The sequence below is a fragment of the Curtobacterium pusillum genome (assembly GCF_013359865.1).
GTDB lineage: Bacteria > Actinomycetota > Actinomycetes > Actinomycetales > Microbacteriaceae > Curtobacterium > Curtobacterium pusillum.
On sequence record NZ_JABMCE010000050.1, the window covers coordinates 19,528 to 39,367 of the forward strand.

The 19,840-nt window shown below is 70.0% G+C and carries 19 protein-coding genes; 8 read left to right on the forward strand and 11 right to left on the reverse strand.

Annotation, left to right across the window (positions count from 1 at the left end; translation table 11 throughout):
• Positions 1 to 12: 12 nt before the first annotated feature.
• Positions 13 to 984 (forward strand): aldo/keto reductase, encoded by a 972-nt coding sequence (locus HP507_RS02750; protein ID WP_175350326.1) that lies wholly within the window; start codon positions 13 to 15, stop codon positions 982 to 984.
• Positions 985 to 1,120: 136 nt separating this feature from the next.
• Here the strand turns inward: HP507_RS02750 and HP507_RS02755 are convergent, their stop codons facing one another.
• The 10 genes from HP507_RS02755 to zapE all read right to left on the reverse strand — a co-directional run bounded on the left by HP507_RS02755 (position 1,121) and on the right by zapE (position 11,052).
• Positions 1,121 to 1,777, reverse strand: coding sequence for a tyrosine-protein phosphatase (locus tag HP507_RS02755; RefSeq protein WP_175350327.1), 657 nt, complete (start codon positions 1,775 to 1,777; stop codon positions 1,121 to 1,123).
• A gap of 84 nt (positions 1,778 to 1,861) precedes the next feature.
• Positions 1,862 to 2,572: a contact-dependent growth inhibition system immunity protein gene (locus HP507_RS02760; protein ID WP_175350328.1), complete on the reverse strand. Its 711-nt coding sequence runs from the start codon at positions 2,570 to 2,572 to the stop codon at positions 1,862 to 1,864.
• Between the two features lie 248 nt (positions 2,573 to 2,820).
• Positions 2,821 to 3,471: a hypothetical protein gene (locus HP507_RS02765; RefSeq protein WP_175350329.1), complete on the reverse strand. Its 651-nt coding sequence runs from the start codon at positions 3,469 to 3,471 to the stop codon at positions 2,821 to 2,823.
• Between the two features lie 225 nt (positions 3,472 to 3,696).
• The gene (locus HP507_RS02770) at positions 3,697 to 4,560 is read right to left on the reverse strand and encodes a hypothetical protein (protein ID WP_175350330.1); all 864 of its coding nucleotides are present in this window, start codon (positions 4,558 to 4,560) and stop codon (positions 3,697 to 3,699) included.
• A gap of 24 nt (positions 4,561 to 4,584) precedes the next feature.
• Positions 4,585 to 6,657 (reverse strand): DNA/RNA non-specific endonuclease, encoded by a 2,073-nt coding sequence (locus HP507_RS18270; protein ID WP_175350331.1) that lies wholly within the window; start codon positions 6,655 to 6,657, stop codon positions 4,585 to 4,587.
• Positions 6,654 to 7,013 (reverse strand): DUF6507 family protein, encoded by a 360-nt coding sequence (locus HP507_RS02780; protein ID WP_175350332.1) that lies wholly within the window; start codon positions 7,011 to 7,013, stop codon positions 6,654 to 6,656. Before HP507_RS02780 ends, HP507_RS18270 begins: the two co-directional genes overlap by 4 nt.
• 29 nt (positions 7,014 to 7,042) lie before the next feature.
• The gene (locus tag HP507_RS02785) at positions 7,043 to 7,405 is read right to left on the reverse strand and encodes a hypothetical protein (RefSeq protein ID WP_175350333.1); all 363 of its coding nucleotides are present in this window, start codon (positions 7,403 to 7,405) and stop codon (positions 7,043 to 7,045) included.
• On the reverse strand, positions 7,402 to 8,520 hold the full coding sequence (locus HP507_RS18275; RefSeq protein ID WP_175350334.1) for a DUF6177 family protein: 1,119 nt from the start codon (positions 8,518 to 8,520) through the stop codon (positions 7,402 to 7,404). Before HP507_RS18275 ends, HP507_RS02785 begins: the two co-directional genes overlap by 4 nt.
• Before the next feature lie 132 nt (positions 8,521 to 8,652).
• The gene (locus HP507_RS02795; protein ID WP_246328344.1) at positions 8,653 to 9,930 is read right to left on the reverse strand and encodes an ammonium transporter; all 1,278 of its coding nucleotides are present in this window, start codon (positions 9,928 to 9,930) and stop codon (positions 8,653 to 8,655) included.
• Between the two features lie 171 nt (positions 9,931 to 10,101).
• Positions 10,102 to 11,052 carry a cell division protein ZapE gene (zapE, locus tag HP507_RS02800; protein WP_217508426.1) on the reverse strand — a complete coding sequence of 317 codons (951 nt, stop codon included), beginning with the start codon at positions 11,050 to 11,052 and terminating at the stop codon, positions 10,102 to 10,104.
• A gap of 188 nt (positions 11,053 to 11,240) precedes the next feature.
• On the opposite strand from zapE, the gene HP507_RS02805 reads away from it, so the two are divergent.
• Together HP507_RS02805 and HP507_RS02810 are read left to right on the forward strand one after the other, a co-directional pair.
• Positions 11,241 to 12,152: a sulfurtransferase gene (locus HP507_RS02805; protein ID WP_175350335.1), complete on the forward strand. Its 912-nt coding sequence runs from the start codon at positions 11,241 to 11,243 to the stop codon at positions 12,150 to 12,152.
• Positions 12,149 to 12,604, forward strand: coding sequence for a SufE family protein (locus tag HP507_RS02810; RefSeq protein WP_175350336.1), 456 nt, complete (start codon positions 12,149 to 12,151; stop codon positions 12,602 to 12,604). Before HP507_RS02805 ends, HP507_RS02810 begins: the two co-directional genes overlap by 4 nt.
• 131 nt (positions 12,605 to 12,735) lie before the next feature.
• Here HP507_RS02810 and HP507_RS02815 read toward each other — a convergent pair whose 3' ends face one another.
• Positions 12,736 to 13,959, reverse strand: a complete 1,224-nt coding sequence (locus tag HP507_RS02815; RefSeq protein ID WP_175350337.1) for an alpha/beta fold hydrolase — start codon at positions 13,957 to 13,959, stop codon at positions 12,736 to 12,738.
• Positions 13,960 to 13,982: 23 nt separating this feature from the next.
• On the opposite strand from HP507_RS02815, the gene HP507_RS02820 reads away from it, so the two are divergent.
• The 5 genes from HP507_RS02820 to HP507_RS02840 all read left to right on the forward strand — a co-directional run bounded on the left by HP507_RS02820 (position 13,983) and on the right by HP507_RS02840 (position 19,774).
• Entirely contained in the window at positions 13,983 to 14,567 is a 585-nt protein-coding gene (locus HP507_RS02820; RefSeq protein ID WP_175350338.1) for a DUF3000 domain-containing protein, read from the forward strand.
• The gene (locus HP507_RS02825; protein ID WP_175350339.1) at positions 14,560 to 15,828 is read left to right on the forward strand and encodes an HRDC domain-containing protein; all 1,269 of its coding nucleotides are present in this window, start codon (positions 14,560 to 14,562) and stop codon (positions 15,826 to 15,828) included. The genes HP507_RS02820 and HP507_RS02825 overlap by 8 nt, the downstream gene beginning before the upstream one ends.
• 106 nt (positions 15,829 to 15,934) lie before the next feature.
• Positions 15,935 to 17,176 carry a thiolase family protein gene (locus HP507_RS02830; protein WP_175350340.1) on the forward strand — a complete coding sequence of 414 codons (1,242 nt, stop codon included), beginning with the start codon at positions 15,935 to 15,937 and terminating at the stop codon, positions 17,174 to 17,176.
• Positions 17,177 to 17,178: 2 nt separating this feature from the next.
• Positions 17,179 to 19,317 carry a 3-hydroxyacyl-CoA dehydrogenase NAD-binding domain-containing protein gene (locus tag HP507_RS02835; RefSeq protein ID WP_175350341.1) on the forward strand — a complete coding sequence of 713 codons (2,139 nt, stop codon included), beginning with the start codon at positions 17,179 to 17,181 and terminating at the stop codon, positions 19,315 to 19,317.
• Between the two features lie 109 nt (positions 19,318 to 19,426).
• A complete protein-coding gene (locus tag HP507_RS02840; RefSeq protein WP_175350342.1) occupies positions 19,427 to 19,774 on the forward strand; it encodes a hypothetical protein in 348 nt (115 codons plus the stop codon).
• Positions 19,775 to 19,840: the final 66 nt, after the last annotated feature.

A 19,840-nucleotide genomic window follows, 5' to 3' on the forward strand; every position in this document is an offset into this window, starting at 1 on the left:
TAGACCAGCACCATGGACTACACACACCTCGGTCGTACTGGGCTGTCGGTCTCGCGAGCAGTGCTCGGGACCATGAACTTCGGACCGGAGACCAGCGAGGACGACTCGCACGCGATCATGGACCGGGCGCACGAGCTCGGCGTGAACTTCTTCGACACCGCCAACGGCTACGGCGGTTCGGTGGGCAAGGGCGCCACCGAGGAGATCATCGGCCGATGGTTCGCCAAGGGCGGTGGGCGCCGTGAGAAGACCGTCCTCGCGACGAAGGTCTACGGCGAGATGATCGACTGGCCGAACGGCGGGAAGCTGAGCGCCTACAACATCCGCCAGTCGCTCGACGCGTCGCTGCGCCGCCTGCAGACCGATCACGTCGACCTGTACCAGTTCCACCACGTCGACCGCGCGACCCCGTGGGACGAGATCTGGCAGGCGATCGACGTCGCCGTGCAGCAGGGCAAGGTGCTCTACGTCGGCTCCTCGAACTTCGCCGGCTTCCACATCGCCCAAGCCCAGGAAGCTGCGGCACGGCGCAACACCCTCGGACTCGTCAGTGAGCAGTCGATCTACAACCTCGTGGTCCGCGACATCGAGCGCGAGGTCCTCCCCGCCGCCCGCGAGTACGGCCTCGGCGTGATCCCGTGGTCGCCGCTGCAGGGCGGCCTCCTCGGCGGCGTCATCGAGAAGACCGAGAACGGCTCGCGTCGCCTCTCCGGGCGGAGCGCCGAGTACGTCGAAGGACACCGCGACCAGCTGACCGCGTACGAGTCCTTCGCGAAGGAGCTCGGCCACACCCCGGGCGAGCTCGCCCTCGCGTGGCTGCTGCACCAGCCCGGCGTCACCGCGCCGATCACCGGCCCGCGCACCATGGAGCAGTGGGAGTCCGCGGTCCGCGCCGTCGACATCCGCCTCGACCAGCGCGCGCTGGACCGGCTCGACGAGATCTTCCCGGGGCACAAGACCTCGCCGGAGGACTACGCCTGGTGACTTTCGCGACGGAAACAGCGGGTCGCTGACGCGACCATCGGACTGGAGGCGCGGTGCGGGTCGGACCCGCACCGCGCCTCCAGTCCTGATCACGTCCAGAGCGTGACGGGCGTTGACAACGCGAGCACCGTCGCGATCAGAGTGCCGCGATCTCCTCGTCGGTGAGGCCGATGGCCCGGACGTAGCCGTCGACGCTCCCCCACCGGCGCTCGACGTGGTCGATGACCGTCGTCATGATCTCCGGGACGCATCGCTGGGCGTTCGCGGTGGCCTCGGGGTCGGCGCTCACGGCGCGTTCCCGCGCGAACCGGTCCACCAGGCCGGCGGCACTCGCGGCGTAGTCCTCCCCGATGGCGTCGAGGCTGTCACCCCAGTGCCGGGCGAGGAGGGCACTGACGATCCCCGTCCGGTCCTTGCCTGCGGAGCAGCACACGAGGACGTCACCGTCCGTCGCAGCGATGGCACGCAGGGCGGCGGCGATCCCGCTGCGGTGCCGGTCGAGCCAGTCGATGTACTGGTCCTCGAGTTCGACGGCATCGGCTGCCGACTCGACCTCGGCGGCTGGGTCGAACAGCGGCACGGAGCGGTACGCCCCGGTCGTGGCGAGGGGATGCGGCACGGCATTGGTCTCGTCGATCCGCCGGAGGTCGATCACCGCAGCGAGATCGGCCGGGTACGCCTCGGCTCCGACGGGCTCGGGGTTGGCCCGGAACACGGTGCGGGGGCGGTCGGCCTGGAGGGCGGGGCCCCCGACGGGGCGGAGGTTGGTCAGGGCGCTCGACGTCGTCGTCATGGGTCCACTCTGCCGGAGACCAGCCGTCTGCGAGGGACCAGTTCTGGTGGTCTTGTCACACCACTCGCGGCTCGTCCTCCTCCGTCAGTCTCGAAGGTCCGACCGCTCAGCCGCGTCCGCGAGCAACACGAGGAAGGCCCGACCGCCGATTCTGAAGTGTTCGGCTGGATCGATGTTCGCGTTGAACTTCAGGACCAGCGAGGACACGCCCTCATTGCTGATGCCAGAGTCGAGAAGGTTCCGGATCTCAGATCTGATCGCGATCGCGGAGGCCTCCGAGAAACCATCGAGTGCGTCCCGCAACGCGGCAGGCGCACCGTCGTAGTCCATCTCCCATGACGGGCAAAACACTGCGGGGAGCAAGCCGGCCAGTGACGGGAACGTGCGACGGAGAATCTCCGCATTCCACGCACGTGGATCTGAGGTGATCATCGCGCGGGACTCACCGGCCGTTGTCGCTCGAAGCACGATCTGCCGGATCCTGTGAATCCACTGCAGCGCGTCGAGCCCGTCTCGGCCCGGAGGCGCAGCGGAACCGAGCCGTGCAAGAAGCGCTTCAGCGCCCCGCTGATCGATCCCCGAAGCGAAGAGCTTGTCGAACTCTCCCACGGTCTGCAGCAGTCCTTCTTTGTCGTACCCCTCGACGTGATCTTCCACAATCTCCTCGAGCGACCCAAAGGCCACGAACCACCTCGCGTACAGCCCTTCGAGCAGCCGCCCGGCAAGCGGTAGGAGCTCGCGGTACGTGCTCTCCTCGATCCCGCGGACCCACTCGATGCCCTCAGCGTCGTTCACACCAGCCGCCTGATCAATCGGCCTGCGCTCGGCTCCAAGCAGAACACCATCCGTGCACCTCTCCCGCGGACTGCACAGAGAACCCTTCCAACGCATCCTCGATTACCTCAGAAACGTCAGCGTAGTCCATCTCCCAGGTCGGATCGGAGATAGCAGGTAAAAGAGACGACAGGGCAGGAAATGCGCGGCGCAGGCCCGAGGCGTTCATTTCCTGAATACCGTGTTCGCGCGCGCGAACGTCGAACCGATCACGGAGTGACGGGAAGGCCGCCAGCGTCCTCGATCACGTCGGCCGTCGCGACGATGCTCGCGACGGTCGACACGAGATCGTCATCGCTCAGCTCGACACGCAACCATGTCCCGCCCTTTGCGACTTCTGTGTGCACGACGGCCGGGAGCTCGAGCGCCGCGAGGAAGGCGCTGTGATCCCCACGGAAGTAGTTGGTCAGCCCGACCAGCGTCGTGAACCGCCGCTGGCTCCGGCTGGCATCACGAACGGTGACCTGCGCAAGGTCCGGGGACCAGATGTCGACGAGCCGCTGCAGTACCTCGACCTGGTGACGGCCGAAGGAGTCCCGGAGGTCGACTGTCGGGCCCGGCACAACGGCTTGCTGTGTCGCAGTGAGCTCGTTCACGACGTAACGGTTCACCGTGGCACCGACGTGCAGGCCGACGGAGACCCCGACTCCATCCACGAGGCCGCTCACCAAGGTGGCGCCGTAGCCGTCCTTCGGGAAGGGCTCTCCGTCGTAGTTCCGCGCGACGCCGCATTCAAGGACTCGCCGCACCGCATCGTCGTCGAGCTCGTCGATGCGGGATGCGTCCGCGTCCCGTGATGCCGGGTCGGAAAGCTTCCAGGGTCCGGCGAACGGCCGACCACACGTCGCGAGCACGTCCAACGTCTCCCGGAGAGCGCTGATCGTGACCGCGGGGTCGAACGCACGCGTTCCCCACTGCAGTCGAATCGAGGGCTGCTGGGTCGTCCAGATCGACGTCACCATACTCCGTTCGTCATGAAGGCATCGATCGGAAGATCACGTCTACGTCGAGCCGTCGGTCCATGAGCGTGTCCTCAAGGAGTTCCCCGAACATGATTGCGAACGAGCTGTCGCCTCACCGGCACGTCAGCTTTCCGCGGGGCCATTCGCCGCAGGGGCACGGACCGCGCTTCGCTCGAACCTCACCAGCCCCTCCAAGCCGTCACGGAATTCGTCGACCAGTGGAGAGATTTGCGGGTGCTCGAGCAGCGCTTGCCCCGCGTTGACAGAAGGATTGATTCCTTCCCAGACGTGGTCTCGATCCGGTGCATGGATCGGAACCACCGAAACCATCGACCGAAAACGACCCGCATCAACTTGGTTCAATACGTCCTGCAGGAGACCATCAGCAACCTCATCATCCTCCAGGAGGTCGAGTTCATCGTCGAGAATCGCGTCGCCCAGAAGTCGCTTGACTCCGTCAGCGACGATCATCCAGTCGGAGTTCTCCTGCATTTTTCGCATCGCGCTCGGCCACTCGGCGTCCTGGAACTCCGGAGCAGGGAGCAATTGCAATTCCTCAAGCCATCGAGGCGTCATCTCCGGAATTCGCGGATACCGAAGGAGATCAGTGAGTAGAGCGGAGCGCTCGACATCTCGGCCTCGCTGAACCCTCCCGCCCGTGCCCACGCTGCTGGGCCAGACGGGGCGCTCGTCCCACTCGAAATCCATGCTGTATCGGCCATCGCTCGAGACCTTCAGGTGACCCGTCAACCACGCACCGCGGTCGGGCCCAGCCATGACCTCGCGAAGCCGCGACCAGGCACCATAGAGCTCGATGGCAGGCGCAGGACGCCGAGCGGACTGACCGTCGAAAGTCGACAGGATGCCGTTGAGCTGCTTCGTGTTCCCCACTTCGACGAAAACGTCATGACACGATGCCCACCCTTCGCCGAGCGTTCGCATCGTCAGCGCAGCTACTTCGTTCTGCGCGGCGAGTTCGGCTTCCATCGATCCCAAGAATCGGCCTCCGTGTCAAAAACTCAAGAAGTTGTTGTTATCGATGATCTGCACCTCGGGCTCTTCTCCAAGCCTACCCCAGGTGATGCGGAACTGCGACGGTCTATGGGAGACGCCGTCGTAGACAATGTCGGTCTCCATGCGAATCGGGAAAGCTGGATCAAATTTGAGCATCCGCCGAATGTCACGCTCAATCTTGGCGAAAGCCCTCAGGTTCACCGTACCGCCGTGCTGAGCGACGAGATTGGCACCGAAGGGCGAACCTCCATGAGCCGTGGCAACGACGTGCCCGCCGTGGTCGCCGGGAAGGCGATCTGCGCCGCCAGCGAGCAGCTGCTCCGATGACGAACGGACACGCTCCCCGGGCGGCACGATGTCGCTCACGATGGAATCGGCATGGACGGTGCGCCCCATTGCATCGGTGTCGAGCACGAACGATCGGTCCGTCATGACGTAACGGGTGGACGGCTCCAGGTTCTTCTCACGGAGCGCGTCATCGACGAACGAGACGTGACGCACCTGGTGCGGGTCCTGACGAGCCGACGGGTAGGAGCTTTCCCACGAATCACGTGACGGTGGGGATGCCACCGAATGCGCGGACTCGCCAGCGTGCGCTGAGCCACCACCGCCGACGTGGGTTGAGGACCCACCGTCCACGTGATCCGCCACCGAGTGCAACCAGTGCCCTCTAGACCCCGGCTCCCCCACCACGATGTGCGGCCGCCCGAGCCCCACGCCGAGCCCGTCCGGCGTCGCCAGGGCCGGCTCGACCCCGACCCTCACGGTCGGGATCCGGTCCCCGAGCCCCCGCAGCGCATCGGCGAACCCACCCCGCCCCCGCTCGAGCAGGTCCGAGACCCCGGACAGCGCCTTGCCCGGCAGGCTCCCCAACGCGTCCCCGACCCGGACCATCGTGGTCCCCGCCGTCGCGAGCTTCGACCCGAACGCCGCGAGCTTGCTGCCGTCCGCCCCGAGCACGGCGAGCCGCGACCCGAGCGCAGCAACCTTTGCCCCGGCCCCGACCTCGCCTGCACCGGGGATGAAGAGCGTCCCGATGTTGAACGCGGCGCCACCGGCAGCGTATGCGGGGTCGTCCCGCCAGTCCTCGGGCGAGCCGACGAAGCCCTCGACGAGGGTCTTCTGCTTGTCCATGATGTTCCGCGCGGTGTCGCCGACGACGTCCGGCAGGATGCCCTTCGGCAGCGCCCCGGCGATCATCAGCGGCGGGCTGCCCATGAGGACGATGAGCCCGAGCGACTCCGCGAAGCCCTTCCAGGACTGCGCCGCCCAGTCGCCGTCGCCCCACTCGCCGGTCTGCGAGTTGTAGCCGATCAGACCACCGAGCCCGTCGATGGTCCCGGTCAGTGCGTCGTCCATCCCGGAGCTGAACGACTCGGAGCAGGACTGGTCGCCGCGGCCGGTGCTCCCCCACGGCATCGGCTCGTTCGCCTTCACCGCAGCGGTGTAGTCGACGGCCTGCACCTCGGGCAGGCACATGTCCGTGCGCAGTCCGTTGATCGCGTTCACGCACTCGGCGGAGGCGGCGGAGAGCTTCGTCTCCTGCTCGGCGACCTTGGTGAGCAGCTCGTTGTTCTCGTCGACGTAGGGCGTGTACTGGCCCCACGGCAGGTGCACGTCGTCGAACTGCTGGCCGAATTTCTGCACGAGGCCGACGATGCCCTGGTTGGCCGGGTGCTCCGGATCCCACGGCCCGACGGTCTTGCCCTTGAGTGCCTTCGCGACGAACGTCTCCGCCTCGGCCTTCAGCTCGACGAGCCGCTTCGCGATCGGTGCGACGGCGGTCGCGTAGTCGCTGAGGTGCGTGGACACCTTCTGCAGGGTCGCCGCGAGCGAGGCCGTGTCCGTCTCGACGCCGTCCATCACGGACAGCAGCTCCGCGGAGTCGGGCGTGGTGTAGCTGCCGCCGAGCTTCGCCCACGCGGTCTTCACCTCGGACCCACGGGTCTGCACGTCGGTCGCCGCGGTCGAGAACGCCGTCCCGGCGCTGTCGACCTGCTCCGCCTTGATGTTCGCGCCGGGGATCGCGTCCGGGTCGATCAGGCCGTCGGCGCGGCACTGCCCCGTCACTGGTCGCCCGCCAGGTCGACACCGGTGAAGTCGCCGGTACTGGAGGCACGGATCGCGTTGGCCTGTGCCGTCGCCGCCATCTCCTCGTCACCGTGGTAGTAGGCGAGGGTCGCGTTGGCAGCGCCGGCGAGACCGGCCGTGATGTGGTTGCCGACGCGGGTGAGCAGCGCCGAGTGGCTCTCGATGAGTGCCGCCACGGCGCCGGCGACCGCCTGGTCGTCGCCGACCGCGGTAGTCAGGGCAGCGTGCGCGTCGGCGAGTCCGTCGAACGCGGTCGACAGGTTCGTCGCGGCGGTCTCGGTGCCGGTGAGCGCGGCCTGCACGCCCGGGGGCTCGATCTGCCAGCCGTTCCCCATCGTTCCCCCTGGTCGTTCCGTCCGACGCGTCAGTGTCCTGCTGCGGCGCGGGACGCTGCGGTTCCCCCGGCGGCGTCCGCGATGTTCTGCACGATCCGCGTGGCCGTCACCCGGAACGGGGGTTGCGCGGCCGCGTGGACCTCGGTCCACCATAGCCGATCACCGTCGCCGGGCAACGGCCGCCCGAGCAGTCGCTCGGCGTCGACGGGGCTGTCGAGGCGGCGGGACTGGAACAAGGTGAGCAGCACGACGCCGCCCTGGTCGACGAGCTGCACGGCGTCGCCGTCCCAGACCTGCCGGATGCCGATCGCAGGGTCGACCTCGGCGGCCCCGGCGAGCACGGCCGCGGCGTCCACGTGCTGGTCGGACAGGACCACCCACTCGGCACTCATGCCCGCGCTCCGGCCCCGAGGAGCTCGACCACGCGGGGGCCGAGCGCGTTGCCGACCTCGGCGAGGCAGCGCCACCGCGCTTCCACCTCCGCGCCGCCGGTCAGTCCGGGTGTCGTCGGGGTGAAGTCGAGGACGAGCGACGGCACGCGCGGTGGCCCGACGACCGTCACCCCGGGAGGCAGCGCCGACGGATCGACACCGAGGTCCCGCACCGCGGCGGCACCGACGACCGCGCCGAGCGGTACGGGCATGCCGATCTGGCGCGCGGCGAGCGTGGCGTCCGTGTGTCCTGCCGACCGCCACGCGGTCCCCAGCAGGACACGCTGGCGACGGGCCAGGTCGGCGAGCACGGCGACGGCAGCACCGTCCGCGGGAGCCGGGCCGGCGTCGAGGCCCCGCACCGCGCCTCCCGGACCTACACCCGGCGCGCTGACGGCGCGCGAGTCCGGAACCGGCGGCGTCGGACCGGTCCTCGGCAGGGCCAGCCGCGTCTCCTCCGTGACGCCCGTGGCGGTCCGCTCGACCCGGATCTGGGCGGCGGCCACGCCGCCCTCGACGGCGGCGGTCGCGACGAGGCGTGTCGGACGCGGTGCGCGTCGGCGGACGAAGTCCGTGACGGCGGCGACGCTCCACGCGAGCGTCGCGGGTTCGACCGTGCCCCAGCCGGACGGTGTCGTGCCGGCGAGCCCCTCGAGGAGCAGCTCAGCGGTGCGGCCGATGCCCGTCTGCTCGGTGGCGGGGTGGTGGACCGAGACGACGACCTCGGTCCAGGGGACCTCGTCGGCACCGAGCCGTGTCGACCGCGGCGACGACTGCGGCGAGAGCATCGCGGTCGCGACGTCGTCGGCGATCGCCGGTGAGCCGGCGGCGCGGTACCGGTCACCCTCGCGGACGACCCAGGCGCTTCCGGTGCGACGGAGCATCGCGAGCATCGCCGTGGTGACTCGACTGGCCGGCGGGGTGAGGAGCACGAACGCGAGGTCGGCGGCCCGTGTCTCGAGCACGAGGCCCATCCGCGCGGACGAGAGTGACACGATCGCGGCGTCGGTCTCGCTGACGACGAAGCCGGGCCCGACGGCGTCGACGAGCGGGTGCGCGAGGGTGACGTCGTCCACGCCGGAACCCTACCGGGGGGGTCCGCTCCCGACTCGGAACGACGTCGATGTCGCTGTCGCTCTGCCGCACACGACGACGGGCCCCGCGCTGCTGTGTGCGCGGGGCCCGTCGTCGTGCGGGTGGTACTGGTGCTACCGGACGGAGACCGGGGTGCGGTCCGCCTCCTCGTAGAGGACGTAGCCCTCTTCGCCGTGGACGGCGGTGTCGATGCCGGCGACCTCGTCCTCGGTCTTGACGCGGAAGCCCATCGTCTTCTCGATGATGAGACCGATGATGAACGCAAGGACGAACGAGTACGCCCCGACGGCACCGGCGGCCGCAGCCTGCTTGCCGAGCTGCGCGAACGAACCGGAGTAGATCAGGCCGGTGTCGTTGGCGAAGAAGCCCAGGTACAGCGTGCCGACGATGCCGCCGACCAGGTGGACGCCCACGACGTCGAGCGAGTCGTCGAAGCCGAGCTTGTACTTCCAGTCGATCGCGAAGCAGCAGATGATGCCCGCGATGAAGCCGAGCAGGATGCCCCAGCCCGGGGTGAGCGCCGCGCAGGCCGGGGTGATCGCGACGAGACCGGTGACGGCACCCGAGGCGGCACCGATCGAGGTGGCCTTGCCGTCCTTGAGCTTCTCGACCAGCAGCCAGCCGAGGATCGCGGCGGCCGGGGCGGCGAGCGTGTTCACCCAGGCGATCGAGGCGATGCCGTCGGCGGCGCCCTCGGAACCGGCGTTGAAACCGAACCAGCCGAACCAGAGGATCGCGGCACCGAGGAGGACGAAGGGCGGGTTGTGCGGCTTGTGCGCGCCCTTCGCGAAGCCGACGCGCTTGCCCAGGACGATCGCCAGGGCGAGGCCCGCGGCACCGGCGTTGATGTGCACGGCCGTGCCACCGGCGAAGTCGATGACACCCCAGGTCGCTGCCCAGCCGGAGGTGAGGTTGAACACCCACGAGGCGACCGGGAAGTAGACGACGGTGACCCAGATGCCCGCGAAGACCATCCAGGCGCCGAACTTGGCGCGGTCGGCGATGGCGCCGGAGATGAGCGCGACGGTGATGATCGCGAAGGTGGCCTGGAAGCCGACGAACGCCATCTGGGGGTACGCGACGTCGTTCGCGGTGGACCGGGCCGCCTCGAACGCCTGGCCGAGGCCGATCTGGTTCCAGTCGATGCTGAAGAACCCGACGGCACCGGAGACCGCCGTGCCGTCGCCGTGGTTGGCGAACGCGATCGCGTAGCCGTAGAGCACCCACAGCACCGCCACCAGGGCGATCGCTCCGAAGGACATCATCATCATGCTGATGACGGACTTGGCCTTCACCAGACCGCCGTAGAAGAACGCCAGGCCCGGTGTCATGAACAGCACGAGTGCCGCCATGATCAGCAGGAAGCCGGTTTGGCCCTGATCAAGCATCATTCACCTCTCGATTGCACCAGCGGCTCTTGGACCGCGTCGGGTGTGACGAGTCTGGCGAGGTGAGGTTTCACGAGGGAGCACGAAGTGTTTCGCGGGTGTAACGCGACGGGCTCCCGTGTAAACGTCGTGTTTCGGGCGCCGGGCAGTCCCCTGAACGGGGTGTGCGGGCGTTCAGGCGCGAGTCAGCGCGACCACGCGGCTCGCGGCGCGCAGGTACTTCTTCCGGTAGCCGCCGTGCAGCATCGACTCCGGGTACACCTGGTCGAGCGGCGTGCCGGACGCGACGATCCGGACCTGGGCGTCGTACAGCCGGTCGACGAGGGCGACCCAGCGGAGCGCGTCGGTCTGGTCGGTGAACGCCTGCACGTCGGTGAGGCCGACGGCGTCGAGGTCCTCGACCATCGCGACGTACTTCGACGGGTGCACGGAAGCGAGGTGCTCGACGACGGCCCGGAAGTCGTCCAGGGTCACGGTCCCGTTCGGCAGCGAGCCCTGCACGTCGGACACCACCCGGGCGGATTCGTCGACCGCGCGACGGCGGTAGTCGAGACCGTCGATCCGCATGGTCTCGAAGCGGTCGGACATCGCCTGGATCTCCCGGAGGAAGTCCTGCGCCGCGAAGCGTCCCTCGCCGAGGGCACCGGGCGGGGTGTTCGACGTCGCCGCGAACCGGGTGCCGGTCTCGGTGAGCTCCTTGATGAGCCGGGTCATCACCATCGTGTCACCCGGGTCGTCGAGCTCGAACTCGTCGATGCAGACGAGTGCGGTCCCGCGCAGCAGGTCGACGGTGCCCTGGAACCCGAGCGCCCCGACGAGCGCGGTGTACTCGATGAAGGTGCCGAACGTCTTCCGGCCGCTCGCCGCGTGGTACGCCGCCGCGAGCAGGTGGGTCTTGCCGACGCCGAAGCCGCCGTCGAGGTACACGCCCGACTTCACGGTCGTCTCCGCAGCCGGCTTCCGTCGGCCGAACAATCCGCGACGGGGCGTGTCGGCAGGACCGGCGGCGACGAACGACGACACCGCGTCGCGCACCTGCGCCTGCGACGGGTACTCGGGATCGGGCCGGTACGAGGCGAAGGACGCGTCCGTGAACTGGGGCGGCGGCACCAGCGACGCGGCCATCTGCTGCGGGGTCACCTGCGGGTCGCGGTCGACGAGGTGTGCTGGCGCTGGCAATCGAGGGCCCTCCGGGAAGCATGTCGTGCGGTGTCACGTTGCAGCTGGGCGTCGGTACGTCCGCGTACCGTTGCCCAGAGGCACCGACGACCGATCCTAGTCCGGTGCCCGCGATCCCCCTGGAGGTACCCACGATGACCGCACCGGTCGACCCGTCCGAGAAGTTCGCCGCCTACGCGCACCCCGAGCGCCTCGTCTCCACCGAGTGGCTGCAGGAACAGCTCGACGCCGGTGCCGGGGCTCCCGACCTCGTGGTGGTGGAGTCCGACGAGGACGTCCTGCTCTACGAGACCGGGCACATCCCGGGCGCGGTGAAGATCGACTGGCACACGGACCTCAACGACCCGGTGCAGCGTGACTACATCGACGGCGAGGCGTTCGCCCAGCTGCTCGGCGGCAAGGGCATCGCGCGCGACAGCACGGTCGTGATCTACGGCGACAAGAACAACTGGTGGGCGGCGTACGCCCTCTGGGTCTTCACGCTGTTCGGCCACGAGGACGTCCGTCTCCTGGACGGCGGCCGGGCGAAGTGGATCGCCGAGGACCGCGTCCTCACGACCGACCGCACCGACGTGACACCCGTCGAGTACCCCGTGGTCGAGCGGAGCGACGCCGACGTCCGCGCCTTCAAGGAGGACGTGCTCGCCCACCTCGGCAAGCCCCTCATCGATGTGCGCAGCGCGCCGGAGTACTCCGGTGAGCGCACCACCGCCCCCGACTACCCGGAAGAGGGCGCGCTCCGGGCCGGTCACGTCCCCACCGCCGTGAACATCCCCTGGGCGACCGCCGCCGCGGCCGACGGCACCTTCAAGACGCGCGCGGAGCTCGACACGATCTACCGCGAGGGTGCCGGCATCGGCGACGCCGACGAGGTCATCGCCTACTGCCGCATCGGCGAGCGGTCGAGCCACACCTGGTTCGTGCTGCAGCACCTGCTCGGGTACGAGAACGTCCGCAACTACGACGGTTCCTGGACCGAGTGGGGCAGCGCGGTCCGCGTCCCGATCGCCGTCGGGACCGAACCGGGTACGATCCCCAACCGATGAGCGACAGCACCGAAGCACTTCCCCAGGCACTCGCCGAGATCCGCGACGACTTCCTCGAGCTCTCCCAGCAGGACCGCCTGCAACTCCTGCTCGAGTTCTCGAACGAACTCCCGGCGCTCCCGGAGCGCCTGCAGGGGCACGAGGACGAACTCGAACGCGTCGAGGAGTGCCAGTCCCCCGTCTTCATCACGGTCACCGTGGGCGAGGACGGCGACGCCCCCGGCATCGTCCGGATGCACGCGACGGCGCCGCGCGAGGCACCGACGACGCGCGGTTTCGCGTCGATCCTGGCTCAGGGACTCTCCGGTCTGACGGCCGAGCAGGTGCTCGCCGTGCCGGCGGACTACCCGCTCACGCTCGGCCTCTCCGAGGCGGTCAGCCCGCTGCGGATCCGCGGCATGGTCGGGATGCTCGGCCGCGTGCAGCGGCAGGTGCAGGCGGCGGTCGCGTAGACGCCACCACAGGACGGTCTGGAGGTGGGCCCCACCAGCCGGTACCGGCGCACCGCGCCAGCGGGGTGACGGCCGTGCCTGGAGGGACGGGGCGGGCTGGCACCGCGCCTCCAGTCCGTCGCCGGACGCGTCTACCGCGCGCTGGTCGCGTCGCTGGACTGCACCACCTCGGTGAGCCACGCGAGGATGCGGGCGTCGAACCAGTCCGCGTCGTGGTTCCAGAGCTTCGTGTGCCGGGCCACCGTCTGGATCTCGAGGCGCACCAGGTCCGGCCGCGCCGCCGCGAGGGCGTGCGATGCCGACGACGGAACGAAGCCGTCGTCGTCGCTGTGCATGAGGAGGATCGGCACGTGCAGTTCGTCCGCGCGGGCGACCATGTCGAGCTCACGGAGGTCGACCGGCCGGTGGAGCCCGGTCAGCCGGTGCAGCACCGGGGTGCGGAGGAGCCGCTGCGCGACCTTCCGGACCGGACGCGGCAGCCGCAGCAGCTGGCTCTGCGACTTCAGGACCGCGTGCCAATCGACCACCGGTGACTCGAGCACCACGCCGTCGACGAGGTCGGCGAACCGCGAGCGGAGGAGGGTCTGCAGCACCACCGCACCGCCCATCGACCACCCCATCAGGACGACGCTCGTCGCACCCTGGCCGGAGACCCAGCGCAGGACCGCGTCGACGTCCTCCCACTCGGTGCTGCCGAGGCCGTACCGTCCGTCGACGCTCCGTGGGGCGACGCCGTCGTTCCGCCACGAGGCGAGGACCACCGAGTACCCGGCGGCCCGGAAGACCGGGACCGCACGGATCGTCTCGGCGCGGGTCACGCCCCGCCCGTGCACGAGGACGGCCCAGGGAGCGTCCGGGTCGTCGGCGCGGACGACCCACGCCGGAGCCGGTCCGTTCGGCGTCGAGATGTCGACGTCCTCGACGGGGACGTCCAGCTCGCCGGGGGTCAGGTAGAACCATCCGCCCCACCGGCCACGGCGTGCGGCGGTCGGATCGCCGGCATCGATCGCGATGATGCGCCGGGTCACGGTGGTGTCGGTCGTGCCGAGGACCTCGCCGACCCGCATGTGCCCGGTGCCACCGCCGAACCAGAGGCTGTACCGCCCCTGCAGCTCGGTGTCGGCCGTGCGCTCGAGCGTCACCGTCCCCCGGACCGGGTCGACGGCGTGGATCGGGACGCGCTCGGTCCGCTTCCGGTCGGGCGTGACGACCGCTCGGGCGACCGCCGCGACGAAGCCGCCGATCACCGCGGTCGTGACCGCGGCCGCAGCGATGCCGGCTCCGAGGGCGACGAACCCGGCCGATCGTGCGGTCTCCTGGACGACGTCCTCGGCGGGTCGCACGGATCGGGACATGGTCCGGAGCCTAGTCTGCATTCGTGTCCGAAACCCGAGAGCCCGACGCGTTCGCGCGGCTCCGTGCGTTCGTGGCGTCCGGCGGCACCCGCGCCGAGACGACGATCACCGAGATCCCCTCGCCCTCGCGCATCGCACCGTTCTCGATCGCCCTCGCGGCGGACGTCTCGGGCGCCGCGCACGGCATCGACTCGGACCTCGGCACCGGGCGGTTCATCGCCCTGCACGACCCCTCCGAGCCCGAGGGGTGGGGCGGCGCGTTCCGCATCGTCACGTTCGCGCAGGCACCGCTGGAGCCCGAGATCGGCGTGGACGAGTTCGTCGCCGACGTCACGTGGAGCTGGCTGGTCGACGCGCTCGCGGCGCACGGTGCCGCGTACGACCACGCCTCGGGCACGGCGACCAAGATCATCTCCCGCGGGTACGGCGACCTCGCGGCGCAGGGCGACGGGGCACAGCTCGAGCTGCGCGCCTCGTGGACGCCGCGCGAGGACGACCTCACCGCACACGTCGAGGCATGGGAGGAGATCGTGGCGATGCTCGCCGGTCTGCCGCCCGCGTCGGACGGCGTGACCCTGTTGGCCCCGAGGAGGCTCGCACGTGACTGACCCCGCTGCTTCGGCCGCGTCCCCCGCTGCTTCGGCCGCGTCCCCGGCATTCGAGGCGTCACACGGGACCGTCAAGGTCATCGACACCCGCGAGGACTACCTGGAGGCCGTCGCCGCCATCGCCGCCGGCCACGGCCCGGTCGCCGTCGACGCCGAACGCGCCAGCGGCTACCGGTACTCGCAGCGGGCCTACCTCATCCAGGTGTTCCGCCGCGGCGCCGGCGAGTTCCTGTTCGACCCGATCCCGATCGGCGACTTCTCCGAGCTGCAGGACGCCATCGTCGACGAGGAGTGGCTGTTCCACGCCGCGTCGCAGGACCTCCCGTGCCTCCAGGAGGTCGGCCTCGTCCCCACCCGCATCTTCGACACCGAACTCGGGGCTCGCCTCGCCGGCTTCCCGCGCGTCGGTCTCGGGGCCGTCGTCGAGCAGCTGCTCGGCATCACGCTCGCGAAGGCGCACTCCGCCGCGGACTGGTCGACCCGACCGCTGCCGCAGTCGTGGCTCGTCTACGCGTCGCTCGACGTCGAACTGCTGCCCGACCTCCGGGACGCCCTGGCCGCGAAGCTCGAGGAGGCCGGCAAGACCCGGATCGCCGAGGAGGAGTTCGCGGCCGTCCTGACCCGGGCCCCGAAACCGCCGCGCGCCGAACCGTGGCGACGGCTCTCCGGCATGCACGCCCTCCGCGGTGCCCGTGCGCTCGCGATCGCCCGTTCCCTCTGGACCGCACGTGACACCTACGCGCGCGCTGCCGACATCGCCCCGGGCCGCACCATCCCCGACTCCGCGATCGTGGCGGCCGCCGCGGCGAACCCGGCGTCGAAGGGCGAACTCAGCGGGGTGAAGGCCTTCACCGGTCGTGCCAGCCGTTCCGAGCTCGACCGCTGGTGGGCGGCCGTCGAGGAGGGGCGGACCACCGAGGACCTCCCGAAGCTCCGCGGCACGGGCGAGGCCACACTGCCGCCGCCCCGCGCCTGGGCCGACCGCAACCCCGCCGCCGACCGCCGGTACAAGGCCGCGCGCGCTGCCGTGGTGACTCGCGCCGAGGAGCTCGACCTCCCGGTCGAGAACCTCCTCACCCCGGACACGCTCCGGACGATCGCGTGGGAGCCGCCGACGCCGATCTCCACCGAGACCGTCGGTGCCGTGCTCGCCTCGCACGACGCGCGCCCGTGGCAGGTGGAGGAGACGGCGTCGATCATCGCGCACGCCTTTGTCGCTGCTGCACAGGAGCCTGCTGCCAAGGGCAACACGGAGTCGTAGGAACGCCCCAACGGGCATGCGTCCGCACAGGCTCGGGGCATAGCGTCGACGGTGCATGCCGGGTCGGACCCGGCCGGACGGGGCGGAACGTGCCCCGTCCTGATCGATGAGGATCTGGAGGCCCAGATTGCCAAAGGCAGCAGACGTCGTCTTCGTTGACGGCGTTCGGACACCGTTCGGACGAGCCGGGGAGAAGGGGGTGTTCTGGAAGACCCGCGCCGACGACCTCGCGGTGCACGCGATGCGGGGACTCCTCGACCGGAACGCCTCGCTGGACGGGGCCGCGGTGGACGACGTCGCGGTGGCGGCGACCACGCAGCAGGGCGACCAGGGACTCACCCTCGGCCGGACCGTCGGGATGCTCGCGGGCCTCCCGAAGTCGGTTCCCGGGTACGCGATCGACCGCATGTGCGCGGGTGCGATGACGAGCGTCACGACACTCGCCGGTGCCATCGCCTTCGGTGCCGCGGACGTCGCCATCGCCGGTGGCGTCGAGCACATGGGTCGCCACCCGATGGGGTTCAACGCCGACCCGAACCCGCGCTTCGTCGCGGAGCGCATGGTCAACGGCGACGCGCTCGTGATGGGCAAGACCGCGGAGCGGCTGCACGACCGCTTCCCCGCGATCACCAAGGACCGCACGGACGCCTACGCCGTCCAGTCCCAGCAGCGCTACGCCGCCGCCTGGGCCGCGGGCAAGCTGCAGCCGGACCTCGTGCCGGTCGAGGTCAACAAGGGCGAGGGCTGGGACATCGTCTCCAGCGACGAGCCTCCCCGGCCCGAGACCACCCTGGAGGCGCTGGCCGCCCTGAAGACGCCGTTCCGGCCGCACGGACGGATCACCGCCGGCAACGCGGCCGGCCTGAACGACGGTGCCACGATGAGCCTCATCGCGTCCGCCGACGCGGCGAAGCAGCACGGCCTGCCGACGAAGATGCGCATGGTGTCGTTCGCGTTCGCGGGCGTCGACCCCGAGGTGATGGGCATCGGACCGGTCCCCGCCACCGACAAGGCCCTGGCGAAGGCCGGTCTCACGATCGACGACATCGGGCTGTTCGAGATCAACGAAGCGTTCGCCGTGCAGGTGCTCGCGTTCCTCGACAACTACGGCATCGCCCAGGACTCCACGAACGTGAACGCCTGGGGCGGCGCGATCGCCGTCGGGCACCCGCTCGCCTCCAGCGGTGTCCGTCTGATGACCCAGCTCGCGGCGCAGTTCGCCGAGCGCCCCGACGTCCGGTACGGCATCACGACGATGTGCATCGGGCTCGGCCAGGGCGGCACCGTCATCTGGGAGAACCCGAACTTCAGCAAGTCCGCGGCCCGTTCCGCTCGGAAGGACGCCTGATCATGACCATCATCGACAACGACCGCCTGCTCGCGCTGAGCGAGGACGAGGTCGTCACGCACTCGTACGTCAAGCACGTCGCGCTGCCCTCGGGCGGGACGCTCGCGCTCATCACGTTGGACAACGGCAAGGACTACAAGCGGCCGAACACCCTCGGGCCGCGCACCCTGCACGAGCTCTCCGGGGTGCTCGACACCCTGCGGAGCGAGGCGTCGGCCGGGACGGTCCAGGCGGTGGCGATCACCGGCAAGGAGTACTGCTTCGCCGCCGGGGCCGACCTCTCCCAGGCGGCCTCCGTGCCCTCGCGGGACGTCGCCCACGACCTCGCCGCCCTCGGCCACGCGACGCTCCGGAAGCTCTCCGACCTCGGCGTCCCGTCGTTCGCACTGATCAACGGGATCGCGCTCGGCGGCGGTCTCGAGATCGGTCTGCACTGCACCTACCGCGTGTTCTCGTCGGCGGCGCAGGGAATCGGCCTGCCCGAGGTCTTCCTCGGCATCATCCCGGGCTGGGGCGGTGCGACGCTCCTCCCCCGCCTGATCGGTCCGGAGAAGGCGCTCCGCGTCATCGTGGAGAACCCGCTGAAGAACAACCGTCTGATGGACGGGCCGGCGGCGGTCGAGCTCGGCATCGGCGACGCGCTCATCCCGTCCGTCACCTTCCTGCCGTCCGCGGTCGCCTGGGTCGACGGCGTGGTGAGCGGCCGCACGAAGGTCGTCCGGAAGAACGAGCCGGGCATGCTCGAGAAGGCCGCGTGGGGCACGGTCGTGAAGGTCGCTCGCGGCCAGGTGGCCTCGAAGATCGGCACGGTCCCGAAGTCGCCGTTCCGCGCGCTCGACCTCGTCGCAGCTGCTCGCGGCGGCAGTCTCGACGAGCGGTTCGCCGACGAGGACGACGCACTCGCCGACCTCATCTCCGGCGACCAGTTCGCCGCGTCGATGTACGCCTTCGACCTCGTGCAGAAGCGGGCGAGGAAGCCGGTCGGTGCGCCCGAGGACGCCTCGCCGCGCCCCGTCACGAAGGTCGGCGTCCTCGGTGCCGGACTGATGGCATCCCAGTTCGCGCTGCTGTTCGCCCGTCGCCTCGGCGTCCCCGTGGTGATCACGGACGTGTCGCAGGAGCGCGTCGACGCCGGTGTCGCCCGCATCACCGGCGAGGTCGACAAGCTCCTCGACAGGGGCCGGGTCTCCCCGGACGACGCCAACCGCATCAAGGCGCTCGTCAGCGGATCGGTGTCGTACGACGCGTTCGCGGACGCCGACTGGGTGATCGAGGCCGTCTTCGAGGAGATGAGCGTCAAGCAGGAGGTGTTCCGGAAGATCGAGCAGGTGATCGCCCCGGACGCGATCCTCGCGACGAACACGTCGTCGCTCTCGGTCTCCGAGATGGGATCGGTCCTCTCCGATCCCTCGCGTCTTGTCGGCTTCCACTTCTTCAACCCGGTGCCAGTGATGCCGCTGCTCGAGGTCGTCCGGACGGAGCAGACCTCGGACGAGACACTCGTCACCGCGCTCGCCGTCGCGAAGACCCTCAAGAAGACCGCGATCATCACGGCCGACCAGCCGGGCTTCGTCGTCAACCGGGTGCTCGCCCGCGTGCTCGGCGAAGCGATGCGCGGCGTCGAGGAGGGCACCTCGTTCGACGTCGTCGCGCAGGGCGCGGCGCCGCTCGGCCTGCCGATGTCGCCGTTCGAACTGCTCGAGCTCGTCGGCCTGCCGGTCGGCGCACACGTGCTGGACTCGCACCACGCCGCGTGGCCGGAGCGCTTCTACCCCGGTGACGGGCTGAAGAAACTCGCCGAGTTCGGGCACATCCTCACCCGCGACAAGAAGGGCAACGCGACCGGGTACGACCCCGCTGCGGTGAAGCTCGTCGCCCCGGCTCGGCGTGATGCCCAGCCGGTGGACGCCGCGACGATGCAGCAGCGCTTCGAGGACGCCCTCGCCGACGAGCTGCACCGGATGCTCGCCGACGGCGTGGTCCACCACGTCGAGGAGATCGACCTCGGGCTCATCCTCGGCGCCGGTTACCCGTTCCAAGCCGGTGGGATCAGCCCGTACCTCGACCGATCGGGCGCGTCCGAGCGCGTCTTCGGCGGCACGTTCCACGATCCGCTGATCGTCGGCCCCGCCTCCCGCTAGGCCCCCTTCCGCAAAACACCGGTGTTCGTGCTCGACACCCCCGCATGCCGGGGTGCGACGCACGAGCACCGGTGTTCTGCGTCGGAGGACCGCGGCGTAGCGTGCAGGCATGACCGAGGAGTGGTGGGCGCCGAAGCCGATCGTGCCGCGTCCCGCCGTCGTGCTCCCGGTGCCGCTCGACGCTGTCCCGGCGCTCGTCGAGCAGGCCGTCCACGCGGTCCCGGGAGCGGCAGTGATGGAGGTCCGTCCCGACGGTGCCGTGATCGGTCGCCGTACCTCGTTCGCCCTCCGCGCCGAGAACATCGTCCTCGCCTTCCGCAGCGAGGGCCCGGCGTCGTCCCGCGTGGAGATCATCCGCGAGGGTCGCGACGGCCTGTCGTACGGCCAGGTGCTCTGGGTCACACCGATGGCCCGCGCGATCCTCCGCGAGCTCGCGGCCGCGACCGCCGCCGCCTGACCCGCAAGACACCGGTGTTCGTGGACCGAACACGCGCATTCCGCGGTGCGCCCCACGAACACCGGT

What these genes read in the sequence shown, in the direction of transcription:
- HP507_RS02750 (WP_175350326.1), top strand. Translation starts at nt 13, where the DNA reads ATGGACTACACACACCTCGGTCGTACTGGGCTGTCGGTCTCGCGAGCA.
- HP507_RS02755 (WP_175350327.1), bottom strand. Translation starts at nt 1,777, where the DNA reads ATGACGACGACGTCGAGCGCCCTGACCAACCTCCGCCCCGTCGGGGGC.
- HP507_RS02770 (WP_175350330.1), bottom strand. Translation starts at nt 4,560, where the DNA reads ATGGAAGCCGAACTCGCCGCGCAGAACGAAGTAGCTGCGCTGACGATG.
- HP507_RS02780 (WP_175350332.1), bottom strand. Translation starts at nt 7,013, where the DNA reads ATGGGGAACGGCTGGCAGATCGAGCCCCCGGGCGTGCAGGCCGCGCTC.
- HP507_RS02785 (WP_175350333.1), bottom strand. Translation starts at nt 7,405, where the DNA reads ATGAGTGCCGAGTGGGTGGTCCTGTCCGACCAGCACGTGGACGCCGCG.
- HP507_RS02795 (WP_246328344.1), bottom strand. Translation starts at nt 9,930, where the DNA reads ATGATGCTTGATCAGGGCCAAACCGGCTTCCTGCTGATCATGGCGGCA.
- zapE (WP_217508426.1), bottom strand. Translation starts at nt 11,052, where the DNA reads ATGGCCGCGTCGCTGGTGCCGCCGCCCCAGTTCACGGACGCGTCCTTC.
- HP507_RS02805 (WP_175350335.1), top strand. Translation starts at nt 11,241, where the DNA reads ATGACCGCACCGGTCGACCCGTCCGAGAAGTTCGCCGCCTACGCGCAC.
- HP507_RS02810 (WP_175350336.1), top strand. Translation starts at nt 12,149, where the DNA reads ATGAGCGACAGCACCGAAGCACTTCCCCAGGCACTCGCCGAGATCCGC.
- HP507_RS02815 (WP_175350337.1), bottom strand. Translation starts at nt 13,959, where the DNA reads ATGTCCCGATCCGTGCGACCCGCCGAGGACGTCGTCCAGGAGACCGCA.
- HP507_RS02830 (WP_175350340.1), top strand. Translation starts at nt 15,935, where the DNA reads ATGAGGATCTGGAGGCCCAGATTGCCAAAGGCAGCAGACGTCGTCTTC.
- HP507_RS02835 (WP_175350341.1), top strand. Translation starts at nt 17,179, where the DNA reads ATGACCATCATCGACAACGACCGCCTGCTCGCGCTGAGCGAGGACGAG.
- HP507_RS02840 (WP_175350342.1), top strand. Translation starts at nt 19,427, where the DNA reads ATGACCGAGGAGTGGTGGGCGCCGAAGCCGATCGTGCCGCGTCCCGCC.